Source organism: Klebsiella sp. Shm-1 (assembly GCF_040804525.1).
In the GTDB taxonomy this organism is placed as follows: domain Bacteria; phylum Pseudomonadota; class Gammaproteobacteria; order Enterobacterales; family Enterobacteriaceae; genus Klebsiella; species Klebsiella pneumoniae.
Window position 1 is genome coordinate 3,363,220 of record NZ_CP161823.1, and the last position, 16,601, is coordinate 3,379,820.

13 protein-coding genes are annotated in these 16,601 nt (G+C 57.8%); 7 read left to right on the forward strand and 6 right to left on the reverse strand.

Features of this window, described 5'->3' with window-relative positions:
- Nucleotides 1-25: 25 nt before the first annotated feature.
- Nucleotides 26-2,305 (reverse strand): ATP-dependent Clp protease ATP-binding subunit ClpA, encoded by a 2,280-nt coding sequence (clpA, locus tag AB1E37_RS16555; RefSeq protein WP_002896522.1) that lies wholly within the window; start codon nucleotides 2,303-2,305, stop codon nucleotides 26-28.
- Between the two features lie 30 nt (nucleotides 2,306-2,335).
- On the reverse strand, nucleotides 2,336-2,653 hold the full coding sequence (gene clpS / locus AB1E37_RS16560; RefSeq protein WP_002896520.1) for an ATP-dependent Clp protease adapter ClpS: 318 nt from the start codon (nucleotides 2,651-2,653) through the stop codon (nucleotides 2,336-2,338).
- 325 nt (nucleotides 2,654-2,978) lie between these two features.
- Here clpS and cspD point away from each other — a divergent pair, with 325 nt between their 5' ends.
- Nucleotides 2,979-3,200 (forward strand): cold shock-like protein CspD, encoded by a 222-nt coding sequence (gene cspD / locus AB1E37_RS16565; protein WP_002896516.1) that lies wholly within the window; start codon nucleotides 2,979-2,981, stop codon nucleotides 3,198-3,200.
- A gap of 76 nt (nucleotides 3,201-3,276) precedes the next feature.
- Here cspD and macB read toward each other — a convergent pair whose 3' ends face one another.
- The 3 genes from macB to AB1E37_RS16580 form a co-directional block, all read right to left on the reverse strand.
- Nucleotides 3,277-5,217: a macrolide ABC transporter ATP-binding protein/permease MacB gene (gene macB, locus AB1E37_RS16570; RefSeq protein ID WP_004150848.1), complete on the reverse strand. Its 1,941-nt coding sequence runs from the start codon at nucleotides 5,215-5,217 to the stop codon at nucleotides 3,277-3,279.
- A complete protein-coding gene (gene macA / locus AB1E37_RS16575) occupies nucleotides 5,214-6,329 on the reverse strand; it encodes a macrolide transporter subunit MacA (protein ID WP_004191152.1) in 1,116 nt (371 codons plus the stop codon). Before macA ends, macB begins: the two co-directional genes overlap by 4 nt.
- A gap of 146 nt (nucleotides 6,330-6,475) precedes the next feature.
- Nucleotides 6,476-8,134 (reverse strand): ATP-dependent endonuclease, encoded by a 1,659-nt coding sequence (locus AB1E37_RS16580; protein WP_004176693.1) that lies wholly within the window; start codon nucleotides 8,132-8,134, stop codon nucleotides 6,476-6,478.
- A 419-nt stretch (nucleotides 8,135-8,553) separates the two neighbouring features.
- Between AB1E37_RS16580 and aqpZ the strand changes: the two genes are divergently transcribed.
- From aqpZ to hcr, 4 genes are all read left to right on the forward strand, one after another.
- The gene (gene aqpZ, locus AB1E37_RS16585) at nucleotides 8,554-9,249 is read left to right on the forward strand and encodes an aquaporin Z (RefSeq protein ID WP_002896434.1); all 696 of its coding nucleotides are present in this window, start codon (nucleotides 8,554-8,556) and stop codon (nucleotides 9,247-9,249) included.
- 115 nt (nucleotides 9,250-9,364) lie between these two features.
- A complete protein-coding gene (locus AB1E37_RS16590) occupies nucleotides 9,365-10,264 on the forward strand; it encodes a lysine exporter LysO family protein (RefSeq protein WP_004183530.1) in 900 nt (299 codons plus the stop codon).
- 143 nt (nucleotides 10,265-10,407) lie between these two features.
- The gene (gene hcp, locus AB1E37_RS16595) at nucleotides 10,408-12,060 is read left to right on the forward strand and encodes a hydroxylamine reductase (protein ID WP_004183528.1); all 1,653 of its coding nucleotides are present in this window, start codon (nucleotides 10,408-10,410) and stop codon (nucleotides 12,058-12,060) included.
- A 10-nt stretch (nucleotides 12,061-12,070) separates the two neighbouring features.
- On the forward strand, nucleotides 12,071-13,039 hold the full coding sequence (gene hcr / locus AB1E37_RS16600; protein WP_032447455.1) for an NADH oxidoreductase: 969 nt from the start codon (nucleotides 12,071-12,073) through the stop codon (nucleotides 13,037-13,039).
- A gap of 211 nt (nucleotides 13,040-13,250) precedes the next feature.
- On the opposite strand, the gene AB1E37_RS16605 is transcribed toward hcr, so the two are convergent.
- The gene (locus AB1E37_RS16605) at nucleotides 13,251-13,685 is read right to left on the reverse strand and encodes a DoxX family protein (protein WP_002896408.1); all 435 of its coding nucleotides are present in this window, start codon (nucleotides 13,683-13,685) and stop codon (nucleotides 13,251-13,253) included.
- A 151-nt stretch (nucleotides 13,686-13,836) separates the two neighbouring features.
- On the opposite strand from AB1E37_RS16605, the gene poxB reads away from it, so the two are divergent.
- Nucleotides 13,837-15,555 (forward strand): ubiquinone-dependent pyruvate dehydrogenase, encoded by a 1,719-nt coding sequence (gene poxB / locus AB1E37_RS16610; RefSeq protein ID WP_004176700.1) that lies wholly within the window; start codon nucleotides 13,837-13,839, stop codon nucleotides 15,553-15,555.
- Between the two features lie 38 nt (nucleotides 15,556-15,593).
- A complete protein-coding gene (gene ltaE, locus AB1E37_RS16615; protein WP_004209683.1) occupies nucleotides 15,594-16,595 on the forward strand; it encodes a low-specificity L-threonine aldolase in 1,002 nt (333 codons plus the stop codon).
- The last annotated feature ends 6 nt before the right edge of the window (nucleotides 16,596-16,601 follow it).

Consider the following 16,601-nt stretch of genomic DNA (forward strand, 5'->3'; position numbering starts at 1 on the left):
GGTTTTTTACATTGAAGATATCGCCTTAGTGGGCCGCTTCCGGTTTGTGCTTCGGCGCGCTCTGGAAGTCGTAAGTCAGCGTATTTTTGTCGCTGTCCAGAGAGACAGTGACCTGACCACCGTCGACCAGCGAGCCAAACAGCAGCTCGTTCGCCAGCGGTTTTTTCAGGTTGTCCTGAATGACGCGTCCCATTGGACGTGCCCCCATCGCCCGATCGTAGCCTTTCGTCGCCAGCCAGTCGCGCGCTTCCTGACTCACTTCCAGGGAGACGCCTTTCTGGTCCAGCTGGACCTGCAGCTCGACGATAAACTTGTCGACAACCTGATGGATCACCGTGGTAGACAAATGATCGAACCAGATGATGTTGTCGAGGCGGTTACGGAACTCCGGCGTAAAGATCTTTTTGATCTCATCCATCGCATCCGGACTGTTGTCCTGCTGAATAAGGCCAATCGATTTACGCTCGGTTTCCCGCACCCCGGCGTTGGTGGTCATCACCAGCACCACGTTGCGGAAGTCCGCTTTACGGCCGTTATTATCGGTCAGCGTCCCGTTATCCATCACCTGCAGCAGCAGGTTGAACACGTCCGGATGCGCTTTTTCGATCTCATCAAGCAGTAATACCGCGTGCGGATGTTTAATCACCGCATCGGTCAGCAGCCCGCCCTGATCGAAGCCGACGTAGCCCGGAGGCGCCCCGATCAAACGGCTGACGGTATGACGTTCCATATATTCGGACATGTCAAAGCGCAGCAGCTCAATCCCTAACGCCTTCGCCAGCTGGACGGTCACTTCGGTTTTCCCGACCCCGGTCGGCCCGGCGAACAGGAATGATCCCACCGGCTTGTGCTCATGGCCCAGCCCGGCGCGCGCCATTTTAATAGCCTCGGTCAGCGCCTCGATGGCTTTATCCTGTCCAAAGACCAGCATTTTCAGACGGTCGCCCAGGTTTTTCAGCGTGTCGCGATCGCTGCGGGAGACGCTCTTCTCAGGGATCCGCGCAATGCGCGCCACCACTGATTCGATATCCGCCACGTTAACCGTTTTCTTACGCTTGCTGACCGGCATTAAGCGCGCCCGCGCGCCCGCTTCGTCAATGACGTCAATCGCCTTATCCGGCAGATGACGATCGTTAATGTATTTCACCGCCAGTTCTACCGCCGCACGCACCGCTTTGGCGGTATAACGCACATCATGGTGCGCTTCGTACTTCGGCTTCAGGCCGTTGATAATCTGGACCGTCTCTTCCACCGACGGTTCGGTAATATCGATCTTCTGGAAACGGCGGGCCAGCGCACGATCTTTTTCAAAGATGTTGCTGAACTCCTGGTAAGTGGTGGAGCCGATCACCCGGATCTTGCCGCTGGAAAGCAGCGGTTTGATCAGGTTAGCCGCATCGACCTGGCCGCCAGACGCCGCCCCCGCACCGATAATGGTGTGGATTTCATCAATAAACAGGATGCTGTTGGTATCCTGCTCCAGCTGTTTGAGCAACGCTTTGAAGCGTTTTTCAAAATCGCCACGATATTTGGTCCCTGCCAGCAAAGAGCCAATGTCGAGCGAGTAGATAGTGCAGTCGGCCATCACTTCCGGCACATCGCCCTGCACAATACGCCAGGCAAGGCCTTCGGCGATCGCGGTTTTACCGACGCCGGATTCCCCCACCAGCAGCGGGTTATTTTTCCGCCGACGGCACAGGACCTGAATCGCGCGCTCCAGCTCTTTTTCACGGCCGATCAGGGGATCAATGCCGCCGACGCGAGCAAGCTGATTGAGGTTGGTGGTGAAGTTTTCCATACGTTCCTCCCCGCCGGCTTGCTCTTCATTGCCAGGCTGGCTTCCGCTGTTATCGGAAGACTGGCTCGGCTCGTCTTTGCGTGTACCATGAGAAATGAAGTTCACCACATCAAGACGGCTCACTTCATGTTTACGCAGCAGGTAGGCGGCCTGCGACTCCTGCTCGCTGAAAATCGCCACCAGCACGTTGGCGCCGGTCACTTCGCTGCGGCCAGACGATTGTACGTGGAAGACGGCGCGCTGCAGCACACGCTGGAAGCTTAGCGTCGGCTGGGTGTCGCGCTCTTCTTCCGTGGCTGGCAGAACGGGTGTGGTTTGTTCGATGAAGGCTTCAAGTTCCTGACGCAATGCCACCAGGTCCACTGAACACGCTTCCAGGGCCTCACGGGCCGAGGGGTTGCTTAGCAGAGCCAGCAGCAAGTGCTCGACGGTCATAAACTCATGACGGTGCTCGCGCGCTCTGGCGAAAGCCATATTTAAACTGAGTTCCAGTTCTTGATTGAGCATAGGCACCTCCCCCAATTTTCATGCCTGTATTCAGGCTTTTTCCAGCGTACACAGCAATGGATGCTCGTTCTCCCTCGCGTACTGATTCACCATAGCGACTTTGGTCTCCGCCACTTCCGCGGTAAACACGCCACAAATCGCCTTACCTTCATAGTGAACCGTGAGCATCAGTTGCGTTGCACGTTCAACATCATAAGAAAAGAATTTTTGTAACACGTCAATAACAAACTCCATCGGAGTGTAGTCATCATTGACCAATATCACTTTATACATAGATGGCGGTTTAATCGCATCACGAACTTCGTCGTCAACCAGGTGCTCGAAGTCCAGCCAATCTCTCTTACTCATCGTCAGTGTTCATCATCGGTTGCTGTTGCCAACAGGCGGAGGCCTGTCGATGACCAGAGGTTATGCTCATCACAAATCTACAATAGATCATAGATAACTATCATCTATCGCTTCTATCCGCGACGGCTGTCACATTCCCCGGCAATAGCGTTAACTGCTTCAAATTTTGACGCATTTTTCGCCGTTCCCCCTCCTCAATCGCTTGACGCGTTTTCGTATTTCTCTAAATTGTAGTGGCGAGAGTTGGCGAGCAATTGAACAACTCGTCACTCCACCACCGGTTCATTCCATCTTACTAATAAAGATTTACGAAGGATGTCGAAGTATGGAAATGGGTACTGTTAAGTGGTTCAACAATGCCAAAGGGTTCGGTTTTATCTGCCCTGAGGGCGGCGGCGAAGACATTTTCGCCCATTACTCCACCATCCAGATGGATGGTTACAGAACGCTAAAAGCCGGACAAGCCGTTCGGTTTGATGTTCACCAGGGGCCAAAAGGCAATCACGCCAGCGTGATCGTCCCTGTGGAAGCGGAAACGGCTGCATAACTCTTTTGCTTCATTGTGTACATCCTGCTAATAAAATGCCAGTCCTTCTGACTGGCATTTTTATTTCTCGCCCCGCCTATTCTCGCGCCAGGGCATCCACCGGATCGAGCCGCGCCGCGTTGCGCGCAGGCAGCCAACCAAACAGCACCCCGGTCAGCGTCGAACAGAGAAACGCCGTCAGCAGCGCCAGCGGAGAAAAACCAATCTCCCAGCCGGGGAGAAACAGCTGTAAAATAAAGGCGATCATCAGCGACAATGCTACGCCCAGCGCGCCACCGACCAGGCAAACCAGCACCGCTTCAATGAGAAACTGCTGCAGCACATCGCTGGCCCGGGCGCCAACCGCCATGCGGATGCCGATCTCCCGGGTTCGTTCGGTCACCGACACCAGCATAATATTCATTACGCCAATCCCGCCGACCACCAGGGCAATCACCGCCACCAATGTCAGGAACAGCTGTAAGGTATGTGTGGTCCTTTCGGCGGTTTTCAAGACGCTGTCCATATTCCAGGTGAATACATCTTTTTTACCATGCCGCAGCTCCAGCAGACGCAGCAGCTGTTTCTCTGCGGTTTCACTGTCGTAGCCTTCATGAACGCGCACAGTGATGGAGTTCAGCCACGACTGGCCCATTACTCTTCCCGCCATGGTGGTGTAGGGCAACCAGACGCGGAGAATTTTGCTGCTGCCGAACATCGACTGTTTTTCATCCGCAACGCCAATCACCGTGGCCGGCATATTGCCCACCAGAATCACCTCTCCCACCACTTTCGCTTTATTGGGAAACAGCTGCCGACGGGTATTGCTGTCGAGCACTACCACCTGTGCCCGACTGTTGAGCTGCAGTTCATTGAAGGTATTGCCTTCGCTAAAGGTCATGCCGTAGACATTAAAATACTGTGGACCGACCCCCTCCGCGCTGGCGGCAACGTCAATATTGTTGGCGCGCAGGCGCAGGCTTTTTGAAACCGCCGGCGTGGCGGAGCGCACCCACGGCTGCTTCTGGATCGCCAGCAAATCGTCATACTTCAGCGCCTGCTGATAGCGCGGGTCGTCGTCGCCAAAATCCTTACCAGGATACACATCAATGGTATTGGTGCCGATGGCGCGAATATCCGCCAGCACCATCTGCTTGGCGGCATCCCCCACCACCACGATCGACACCACCGAGGCAATACCGATAATAATGCCGAGCATGGTCAGCAGGGTACGCATTTTATTCGCCGCCATCGCTCGCCAGGCCATCACCAGCGCTTCGCGAAAGCCGCTGGTAAACTGACGCCACGCCGAAGGCTCCGCCTGCGGACGGGCGCGCAGTCCGCCGCCCTGGCGGCTGGCGGGCGGGTTGCGGACGATCTCGCCATCGCGGATCTCGACGATCCGCTCCGCCTGAGCGGCGACCTGCGGATCGTGGGTCACAATGATGACCGTGTGCCCCTGCGCTTTTAGCTGGTGCAGGATCGCCATTACCTCTTCGCCGGAATGGCTGTCCAGCGCGCCGGTCGGTTCATCAGCGAGGATCACCTCCCCGCCATTCATCAGGGCGCGGGCGATACTGACCCGCTGCTGCTGACCGCCGGACAACTGTGACGGTTGATAGTCGGCGCGCTCGCCCAGCCCCAGCCGCACCAGCAGCTCATGAGCGCGCGCCAGGCGCGCGCGCCGTTCACTGCCGGCATACACCGCCGGCACTTCGACATTCTGCGCGGCGGTCAGATGGGACAGCAAATGGTAGCGTTGAAAGATAAAGCCAAAGTGTTCCCGCCGCAGACGGGCCAGCGCATCTCCATCCAGCTGCGCGATATCGGTTCCCGCCACCCGATAGGTGCCGCTGGTGGGTTTGTCGAGGCAGCCAAGGATATTCATCAGCGTCGATTTTCCCGAGCCGGAGGCCCCGACGATCGCCACCATCTCACCCGCATGGATGCTGAGAGTGATCCCCTTCAGGACCTCAACGCTGCCGTCGCCGGAAGGATAGCTGCGACGTATATCTCGCAGCTCAAGCAGCGCCGTCATTTTGCCGCCCCGCTCGCGCTCTCGCCGACGATCACTTCGTCGCCCTCTTCCAGACCTTGCACCACTGCGACGTCGGTATCATTGCGGGCGCCAATGATAACCTCACGCTCTTTGACCTCACCGGTGCGCAACAGTCGAACGTGGTAGCGGTTATCGCCTACCGCGTCGCCCAGGGCGCTCAGCGGGATAGTAATCACGTTCTTCACCTCAGCCAGCTGAATGTGCACTTGCGCGGTCATGTCGAGGCGCAGGATCCCCTGCGGGTTCGGTACCTCGAAGCGGGCATAATAGAAGATGGCGTCATTCACTTTTTCCGGCGTCGGCAGAATGTCTTTCAGTTTACCTTCATAACGGGTAAGCGGGTCGCCCAGCACGGTAAACCACGCTTTTTGCCCAGGTCTGAGGTGGATGACATCCGCCTCAGAGACCTGCGCTTTAACCAGCATGGTGCTGAGATCCGCCAGCGTCAGAATGTTAGGCGCCTGCTGGGCGGCGATCACTGTCTGTCCCTGCAGGGTGGTAATTTGCGTCACTTCGCCGGCCATCGGCGCCAGGATCCGCGTGTAATCGAGGTTGGTCTTCGCCGTATCGAGCGTCGCCTGGTTACGCTTTATTTGCGCTTCAATAGTGCCGATCTGCGCCTGTTTCACCGCCAAATCGGTGGCCGCGGTATCAAGGTCCTGCCGCGAGACCAGCTGGCGCTGCGCCAGCTGCTGCTGACGGGCCAGAGTCACTTGCGCCAGTTTGCTCTCCGCGCGCGCCTGATTGAGCTGGGCGCGCAGCTCCATGAGCGTCGCTTCCACCTCTTTAATCTGGTTTTGCGCCTGCTCCGGATCGATAACCCCCAGCAACTGATCCTTTTTAACCTTATCGCCAATATTGACGTGCAGCGTTTTCAGCTGTCCGCTGACCTGGGCGCCGACGTCAACTTTTCGCAGGGCATCCAGTTTGCCGGTGGCCAGCACGCTCTGCTGGAGATCCCCTTTGCGAACTACCAGCGTCTGGTAGCTCGGCAGCGGCGCATTGAGGATCCGCCATCCCCAGATAGCCAGCCCCAGCACAACGATCGCCAACAGCCACCAGACGGTCCTGCGTTTTCCCTTCACTTTCATATTCCGATTCCTGCTGTTTCCCTGCCGCTCCAGGCGGTGATTCTATCGAAACCCGTTGGCAACAGGACACCCATTTTTCGCGTCAATGAGGTTTTGTTTAGCTGCCGGAGAGCTTTGTGCCGCCGTAAATGACGACGGCGGTGAGATTAATCGGCACGACCGCGGGCTAGCCACAGCACCCGTGAGAACATTTTCTTCAGCAGCGTCGGCACAGCGTCCACGCCACGGCGGCCGGCCTCCATCGCCACCTCAATCGCCAGGTCCGGCTTGGATGAGCGATGGATGGCTTTGGTGATCACCCGCCGCATATTCATCGGGACATTATCGGGAATCTGCGCCACCCGATGATAAACGTCATCAAATCCCTGACGATACATAAAGTGTTCCATATCCAGCGCCGGCAGACTGGTCAGATGGTCGCGCTCCAGCTCGCGATCGTTATTAAGCAGACCTCGTACCGTCGCGGCATATTTTTTCCCCGCCTCATCGCCGTCCACCAGCACGTGCCACTGGATCCCCATCCGGCGGGCAAACTTGATCAATGGCTTCAGGCCGGACTGGGCGAACTCGATCACCTTAACCCCTTCAGCATCAAAATGATGACCGCACTGCCGGGCCAGTTCGTTGATAACCCAGGTTTCCGTCTCTCCCTCCACCAGCAACCAGCAGCGGGCGAAGAGCGATGAGGCGCGATTGAAGCGGATGTGAAAAGCAATGCGCCGGCTCTCTTCGGCATTCATTCCACCCGGCCCCAACCGCCACGCCGATACCCGCGTCGACTCACGCACCAGCCGGCAGACCTGCTCTACCGGCGTCAGGGACAGCAGCTCTCCGGAGTTGGTGGTGGTCACACGCTGCAGCGGCAACAAATTCAGCAGGTGCCAGGCGACGGAAAGCATGATCGGATGCAGACGGGTCTCGGGATCTTCAATCAACAGCAGCGGTCGCGCGTCGCGATCGAGGCGCACCGTCCCTTTCGCCTGCAGGAGGGTGGCAAACAGCCCCAGCAGGATCACCCGATGGCTGCGCCCGCCGGGCTTGTCGATCATCCGGTTGATAATATCCAGATAACGCCAACTGCGCTGTTCATCATGGGAGCGCCGCCGCATCAGGCGATGCCGCGTCTGAGCGCTGCTTTGCTCGGCAAAGTAATGCTCAAGCAGTTGCACCATGGCCGATAGCCCCTGACGGATCTGACCGTCCGATAAATTTTGCGGATGGCTGACCAGTTCGCGGGAGAGAAAATCCAGCTGACGGGCGGTGATCTCTATCTGCGGCGAGTGCGGTACCGTCCCGTTATGGATGCGGCGCATAAAGCGCGCATCGCGCAGGCGCAGCACCGGCATCAAACGCACCAGGTGTCGGGCCAGCTCATCAATCTCCTCCAGCACCAACGCTTCGCCTTCACCATCGATAAAGCTCCGCAGGGTCATCACGCTGTCATCTTCGGCGAGCTCGCCCTCCAGGCGATAGAACACCCGGTGATACCCGTCATCGCATGGCACCCAGCAGCGCTGAAGCGGACGGAAACGCCGGACCCGATGGCGGCCTGGCTCCGTTTCGCGGAAGGTCAGGATAATATGCAAATGGTGTTCGCGCCCCTGGATGTCGCCCGGGGGAAACCAGAAATCATCGCGAACAAAGTGATAAAGATCGAACTCCGGCGACAAAAGCAGGGTCAGCGCATCAAGCAGACTGGACTTCCCCCACGCGTTCTCCCCGATCAGGACGTTATTTTGCTCCAGCATCAACGACAAACGATTGATACCGCGAAAACCGACGATTTCTACGCGCTCAAGAAGCATATCCCCTCCGCTACACCACCACTCTCCTTCAGTAATCAACAGTATAGCGAGGGCGGAGGCAAGATGACACTCTGCTTAATCGCATCCGTGGCTCATATTCAGCGGATTAAATATATTCATAAAATTACTCACTTATCGCCTATTACCGGCCGTTGATTATTCATCAAACAAAATAGTTTTATTTCAGGCGTTATGATCTACACTATTGATAATCTTCCATGGATAAAGGAAAGGCTAAACTGGCAAAAGGAATCCACTCACCTTGCCCTAAATCAAATAATATCAATATATTTAACTGGCTCCGGGATGGCGATTATCTCTAGAATAACGCCGCTTTATTTTTATCGTCATCCCTTATCACGATAAATAAAGACCGGCACGGTCCGCTCGTGCGCGTAAACAATTTAATTGAGGTGGTTATGTTCAGAAAATTAGCAGCCGAATGCTTCGGCACCTTCTGGCTTGTATTTGGCGGCTGCGGTAGCGCCGTGCTCGCCGCGGCTTTCCCCGAGCTGGGTATTGGTTTTGCCGGCGTCGCGCTGGCATTTGGCTTAACGGTATTAACCATGGCGTTTGCGGTCGGCCATATTTCCGGGGGGCATTTCAACCCGGCGGTCACCTTAGGCCTGTGGGCCGGCGGCCGTTTTCCGGCAAAAGAGGTCATTGGCTATATTATCGCTCAGGTGGTCGGCGGAATTATTGCCGCGGCGGTGCTGTACGTGGTTGCCAGCGGTAAAGCCGGCTTTGATGCCGCCGCCAGCGGCTTTGCCTCCAACGGCTATGGCGAACACTCCCCGGGCGGCTTCTCCATGCTGTCGGCTATCGTCATTGAAATTGTCCTGACCTGCGGCTTCCTGCTGGTTATTCATGGCGCGACCGATAAACATGCGCCGGCGGGCTTTGCCCCCATCGCCATCGGCCTGGCGCTGACCCTCATCCATTTGATCAGCATTCCAGTCACCAATACCTCGGTCAACCCGGCGCGCAGCACCGCGGTGGCAATTTTCCAGGGCGGCTGGGCGCTGCAGCAGCTGTGGCTGTTCTGGGTCATGCCAATCGTCGGTGGGATCCTCGGCGGCGTGCTGTATCGCACCCTGCTGGAAAAACGCGATTAACGCTTTTCAAAGCCCGGGTCTCCGGGCTTTTTCTTTCTGGCGACAGCTTTACTCGGCCCGGTGATTTGGGTAGTGTCATGGGCGCTATTCTCATCATGCAAGGGCTGCATCGTTCATGTTTTCGGGACTCTTTATTATTCTGTTGCCGCTGGTCGTCGGCTATTTACTGCCTCTTCGTCACTCCTCCGCGCTAAAGCTGATAAACCGCATGCTCAGCTGGATTGTCTATGTAATCCTTTTTTTTATGGGTATCAGCCTGGCGTTCCTCGACAATCTGGCCAGCAACCTGCTGGCAATATTGCATTACGCCGCGGTGAGCGTGGTTATCATTTTACTGTGTAATATCGCCGCACTGCTGTGGCTGGAAAGTAAAATGCCATGGCACAGTCAGCATCGTCAGGAGAAATTACCCTCGCGCCTGGCCATGGCCCTGGAATCGCTGCAGCTGTGCGGTGTGGTCGTGCTCGGTTTTCTGCTCGGTCTGACCAGACTGCCTTTTTTACAGCACGCGACAGAAGCCAGCGAATATACGTTGATTTTTCTCCTGTTCCTCGTTGGTATCCAATTACGCAATAATGGAATGAGTCTGCGACAAATAGTCCTTAACCGCCGGGGAATGATCGTCGCCGTGGTGGTTACGGCCAGTTCATTACTCGGCGGGATACTTAACGCCTTTATTCTCGGTCTGCCGTTAAAGACCGGTCTGGCAATGGCCAGCGGTTTCGGCTGGTATTCGCTCTCCGGTATTTTACTCACCGAATCCTTTGGCCCGGTCATCGGTAGCGCGGCGTTCTTTAACGATCTCTGTCGCGAGCTGCTGGCCATCATGTTAATTCCGGGCCTTATTCGCCGCAGCCGCTCCACGGCGCTGGGGCTATGCGGCGCCACCTCGATGGACTTCACCTTACCGGTACTGCAGCGTTCCGGCGGCGTCGAAATCGTCCCTGCCGCCATCGTGCACGGTTTTCTGCTTAGTTTGCTGGTCCCGATCCTGATCGCCTTTTTTACCGCCTGAGCACCCGCTGGCGGCAGCCCTCCTGCCGCCAAATTTGCGCTAAATCAATCTCCCTTTAAGTTGTCTTAGAAATACCTTTTCACCCGTTGCCGCGCGGCATAACCTTAAACATGTATATCAAATATAACTTTAAAGGTGTGACCATGTTTTGTGTGCAATGTGAACAAACCATTCGTACCCCAGCCGGCAACGGCTGCTCTTACGCGCAGGGGATGTGCGGTAAAACAGCGGAAACCTCGGACCTGCAGGATCTGCTGATTGCGTCACTGCAAGGCCTGTCCGCCTGGGCGCTTAAAGCGCGCGAATATGGCATTATCGATCATCAGGTCGACAGCTTTGCCCCTCGCGCCTTCTTCTCCACCCTGACTAACGTTAACTTCGATTCCCCGCGCATCGTCGGCTACGCCCGCCAGGCAATTGCCTTGCGTGAGGCGCTGAAAGCGCAATGCCTGGCGATCGATGCCAGCGCCGCGGTCGACAGCCCGGTCGCCGACCTGCAGCTGGTCAGCGACGATCTGGGCGAGCTGCAGCGTCAGGCGGCGGACTATACCCCGAATAAAGATAAAGCCGCCATCGGCGAAAATATTCTCGGTCTGCGCCTGCTGTGCCTGTACGGTCTGAAGGGTGCGGCGGCCTATATGGAGCACGCCCACGTGCTCGGCCAGTACGACAACGCTATCTATGCCCAGTACCATAAAATCATGGCATGGCTGGGCACCTGGCCTGCGGATATGAATGCGCTGCTCGAATGTTCGATGGAAATCGGCCAGATGAACTTCAAAGTGATGAGCATCCTCGACGCCGGTGAAACGACCAAATACGGCCATCCGACGCCGACTCAGGTCAACGTTAAAGCCACCGAAGGGAAGTGCATCCTGATCTCCGGCCACGATCTGAAGGATCTGTATAACCTGCTGGAGCAGACGGAAGGCACCGGCGTCAACGTCTATACTCATGGCGAAATGCTGCCGGCTCACGGCTATCCGGAGCTGCGTAAATTCAAACATCTGATTGGCAACTACGGCAGCGGCTGGCAAAACCAGCAGGTGGAGTTCGCCCGCTTCCCGGGCCCCATCGTGATGACCTCTAACTGCATCATCGACCCGACCGTCGGCGCCTACGACGATCGCATCTGGACTCGCAGCATCGTCGGCTGGCCGGGTGTGAACCATCTGGAAGGCGAAGACTTCTCCCCGGTCATTGCCCAGGCGCAGCAGATGGCGGGCTTCCCGTACAGCGAAATCCCGCATCTGATCACCGTCGGCTTTGGCCGTCAGACCCTGCTTGGCGCGGCGGATACGCTGATCGATCTGGTCAGTCGTGAAAAACTGCGCCATATTTTCCTCGTCGGCGGCTGCGACGGCGCCCGCGGGGAGCGTAACTACTTCACCGATTTCGCCACCAGCGTGCCGGATGACTGCCTGATCCTGACCCTGGCCTGTGGTAAATACCGCTTCAACAAACTGGACTTTGGCGATATCGAAGGGCTGCCGCGCCTGGTCGACGCCGGGCAGTGTAATGACGCTTACTCGGCGATTATTCTGGCGGTCACGCTGGCGGAGAAACTGGGCTGTGGCGTCAACGATCTGCCGCTGTCGCTGGTGCTCTCCTGGTTCGAACAGAAAGCGATCGTCATCCTGCTGACGCTGCTGTCGCTGGGTGTGAAAAACATCGTCACCGGTCCGACGGCGCCTGGTTTCTTCACCCCGGATCTGCTGGCGGTCCTCAATGAGAAGTTTGGTCTGCGTTCCGTGACCACCGTGGAACAAGATATGCAGCAGCTGCTGAGCGCTTAAGGAGTCCCTGATGACTATGCCAACCTCCCAGTGCCCGTGGCGGATGCAGGTTCACCACATTCACCAGGAAACCCCGGACGTGTGGACCCTTTCGCTGCTGTGCCACGATTACTATCCGTACCGCGCTGGCCAGTACGCTCTGGTTAGCGTGCGTAACTCGGCGGAAACGCTGCGCGCCTATACCCTCTCCTCGACGCCGGGGGTCAGCGAATACATTACGCTGACCGTTCGCCGTATTGACGAGGGTACGGGTTCGCAGTGGTTGACCCGCGAGGTCAAACGCGGCGATTACCTTTGGCTGTCCGATGCGATGGGCGAGTTTACCTGCGACGATAAAGCGGAAGATAAATTCCTGCTGCTGGCCGCCGGTTGCGGCGTGACACCGATCATGGCGATGCGCCGCTGGCTGGCTAAGTATCGACCGCAGGCCGACGTACAGGTGATTTATAACGTGCGTTCGCCGGAAGATGTAATCTTTGCCGAAGAGTGGCGCAACTACCCGGTCACCCTGGTAGCGGAGCACAACGCGACGCACGGTTTTGTCGCCGGCCGTCTGACCCGGGAGCTGCTGCAGAGCGTGCCGGATTTAGCCAGCCGCACCGTGATGACCTGCGGCCCGGCGCCTTATATGGAGAAGGTCGAGCAGGATGTTGCCGCCCTGGACGTCACCCGCTTCTTTAAGGAAAAATTCTTCACCCCGGTGGCTGAGGCCGCCACCAGCGGGCTGAAATTTACTAAACTGCAGCCGGCGCGCGAGTTTTACGCGCCGGTGGGCACCACGCTGCTCGACGCGCTGGAGAGCAATAAAGTGCCGGTGACCGTCGCCTGCCGCGCCGGCGTCTGCGGCTGCTGCAAAACCAAAGTGGTTTCCGGGAAGTACAGCGTCACCAGCACCATGACGCTGACCGACGCCGAAATCGCCGACGGCTATGTGCTGGCCTGCTCCTGTCATCCGCAGAGCGATCTGGTTCTCGCCTGAGGTCAAAATCCCCGGTGGCGCTACCGCTTACCGGGGCTACAGCGCTGTGCGATTTGGTAGCCCGGAGAAGGCGCAATGCGCCGCCTCCGGGAAAATCCCTGGCGACAATAAACAAACGCTCAGGCGACATGAGATAAACGCTTTCCCGGACTGAAAAAATTGCAAATCGCCAACAGTATCGACTTTACGCCCCAGGACGAATGAGGCATTTTTACCGCCAGGCCGACTGACCGGCCAGCGAATAACGCCCCGCGCCGAGTAGCGCAATCGCCAGTGCGCCAACAAAGAAATAGACCAGATTCTCAATGGCCCACGCTCCCACCGCATCAAGCGCAAACGTCTTATCTAAGCCGACCATCAGCCACGCCACCACCATGGTGAACGCCAGCACCAACGCCGCCGGGCGGGTCAGGACGCCGAGAATTAACAAGCAGGGAGCGACCACTTCCCCCACCAGCACACCGTAGGCGATAAACCCGGGCAATCCCTGCGCCGCCAGCATCCCGCTAATGCCATCCACACCATCTATCAGCTTATGGATTCCATGGAAAAGCATTAAGCCGCCGACGGCAAGTCGTAACAAGAGTTTACCGGCGTCATCATGCGACAGCCTGCGATTTACTGTGTTTAACAATCCTTTAACCATTTGATGTGCATCCTGTTTTGCATCCTGTGTACTTCCAGAGTATGCGCAGCCGGAGAGGAATAAAACCAGCAAAAAATCAGGGGTAATCGGTTACATTGCGGTCAGTTTCATCTAAGCTTGAAGGCGTTATCAAAAAAAGGAGATGGAGATCATGAAACAGACCGTGGCGGCATACATTGCCAAAACGCTGGAACAGGCCGGCGTGAAACGTATCTGGGGCGTCACCGGAGATTCCCTCAATGGATTGAGCGATAGCCTTAACCGCATGGGCACCATCGACTGGATGCCCACCCGGCACGAAGAGGTCGCCGCTTTCGCCGCTGGCGCGGAAGCGCAGCTGACCGGCGAGCTGGCGGTCTGCGCCGGCTCCTGCGGACCGGGCAACCTGCACCTGATTAACGGTTTGTTTGATTGTCATCGCAACCATGTCCCGGTGCTGGCCATCGCCGCCCACATCCCATCCAGCGAAATCGGCAGCGGCTATTTTCAGGAAACCCATCCTCAGGAGCTGTTCCGCGAGTGCAGCCATTACTGCGAACTGGTCTCCACGCCGGAGCAGATCCCGCAGGTGCTGGCAGTGGCGATGCGTAAGGCAGTGATTAACCGCGGCGTCTCGGTGGTGGTGCTACCCGGCGATGTGGCGCTGAAGGCCGCCCCGGAAAGCGCCAGCAGCCACTGGTATCATGCGCCGCTGCCGACGGTCACCCCGGCGGAAGAAGAGCTGCGCAAGCTGGCGCAGCTTATTCGCTACTCCAGCAATATCGCGCTCATGTGCGGCAGCGGTTGCGCCGGCGCCCACCAGGAACTGGTGGAGTTCGCAGCCAAAATTAAAGCCCCCATCGTCCACGCCCTGCGCGGCAAAGAGCACGTGGAGTACGACAACCCGTACGATGTGGGCATGACCGGGCTGATTGGCTTCTCTTCTGGCTTCCACACCATGATGAACGCCGATACCCTGATCCTGCTGGGCACCCAGTTCCCCTATCGCGCCTTCTACCCAACCGACGCGAAAATTATCCAGATCGACATCAACCCCGGCAGCATCGGCGCACACAGTAAGGTCGACATGGCGCTGGTGGGCGATATTAAATCGACGCTGAAGGCGCTGCTGCCGCTGCTGGAAGAGAAAACCGATCGCCACTTCCTCGATAAGGCGCTGGAGCACTATCGCGACGCGCGAAAAGGGCTCGACGATCTGGCTAAACCCAGCGATAAAGCCATTCACCCGCAATATCTGGCGCAGCAGATCAGTCATTTTGCCGATGAAGATGCCATTTTCACCTGTGATGTCGGCACCCCGACCGTCTGGGCGGCACGCTATCTCAAAATGAATGGTAAACGCCGCCTGCTGGGCTCGTTCAACCACGGCTCAATGGCCAACGCCATGCCGCAGGCCATCGGCGCCAAGGCCACTGCGCCGGAGCGGCAGGTAGTGGCCATGTGCGGCGACGGCGGGTTCAGCATGCTGATGGGCGATTTTCTGTCGCTGGCGCAGATGAAGCTGCCGGTGAAGATTGTCATCTTTAACAACAGCGTGCTGGGCTTCGTGGCGATGGAAATGAAGGCCGGGGGCTATCTCACCGACGGTACGGAGCTCCACGATACCAACTTCGCCCGCATCGCCGAGGCCTGCGGTATCAAAGGTATACGCGTTGAAAAAGCCTCCGAGGTGGATGAAGCGCTGCAGACCGCCTTCCGCACCGACGGTCCGGTGCTGGTCGACGTCGTCGTCGCCAAAGAGGAACTGGCGATCCCGCCGCAGATCAAGCTGGAGCAGGCCAAAGGCTTTAGCCTGTATATGCTGCGGGCGATCATCAGCGGGCGCGGCGATGAGGTCATCGAACTGGCGAAAACCAACTGGCTCAGGTAAAACAGAAGCAATACGTTGAACCAGACCAAGGAAAAGCCGTGATCGATTTACGCAGTGATACCGTTACCCGTCCCGGGCGCGCCATGCTGGAGGCCATGATGGCCGCCCCGGTCGGGGACGATGTGTATGGCGACGACCCTACCGTCAATGAACTGCAGCGCTATGCCGCCGACCTGGCCGGCAAAGAAGCGGCGCTATTTCTACCCACCGGCACCCAGGCCAACCTCGTTGGCCTGCTCAGCCATTGCCAGCGCGGCGAAGAGTATATCGTCGGCCAGGGGGCGCATAACTATCTGTACGAAGCCGGCGGCGCGGCGGTCCTCGGCAGTATTCAGCCGCAGCCGATCGACGCCGCGGCGGATGGTTCGCTGCCGCTGGATAAAGTGGTGGCGAAAATCAAACCCGACGATATCCATTTTGCCCCCACCCGCCTGCTGAGCCTGGAAAACACCCATAACGGTAAGGTGCTGCCGCGCGACTATCTGCAGGAAGCCTGGGCGTTTACCCGCCAGCGCAATCTGGCGCTGCACGTCGACGGCGCGCGCATCTTTAACGCCGTGGTGGCCTACGGCTGCGAGTTACGCGATATCGCCCAATACTGCGACTCCTTCACCATCTGCCTGTCAAAGGGGCTTGGCGCTCCGGTAGGCTCGCTGCTGCTCGGCAGCGAGGCGTACATTCGCCGCGCCGTCCGCTGGCGGAAAATGGTCGGCGGCGGGATGCGCCAGGCGGGCATCCTGGCCGCCGCCGGGCTGTACGCGCTGAAAAATAACGTGCAGCGCCTGCAGGAGGATCATGACAACGCCGCGTGGATGGCGGAGCAGCTGCGCGCTATCGGCGCCGACGTCACCCGTCACGATACCAATATGCTGTTCGTTCGCGTCGGCGAAGAGCAGGCCCCGGCGCTCGGCAAGTTTATGCAGGCGCAGGGGGTATTGATTAACGCCTCGCCTGTTGTCCGTCTGGTCACTCACCTGGATGTCAACCGTCAGCAGCTGAGCGAGGTGGTCGCCCACTGGCAGGCTTTTTTACAACGCTAAGGAGTC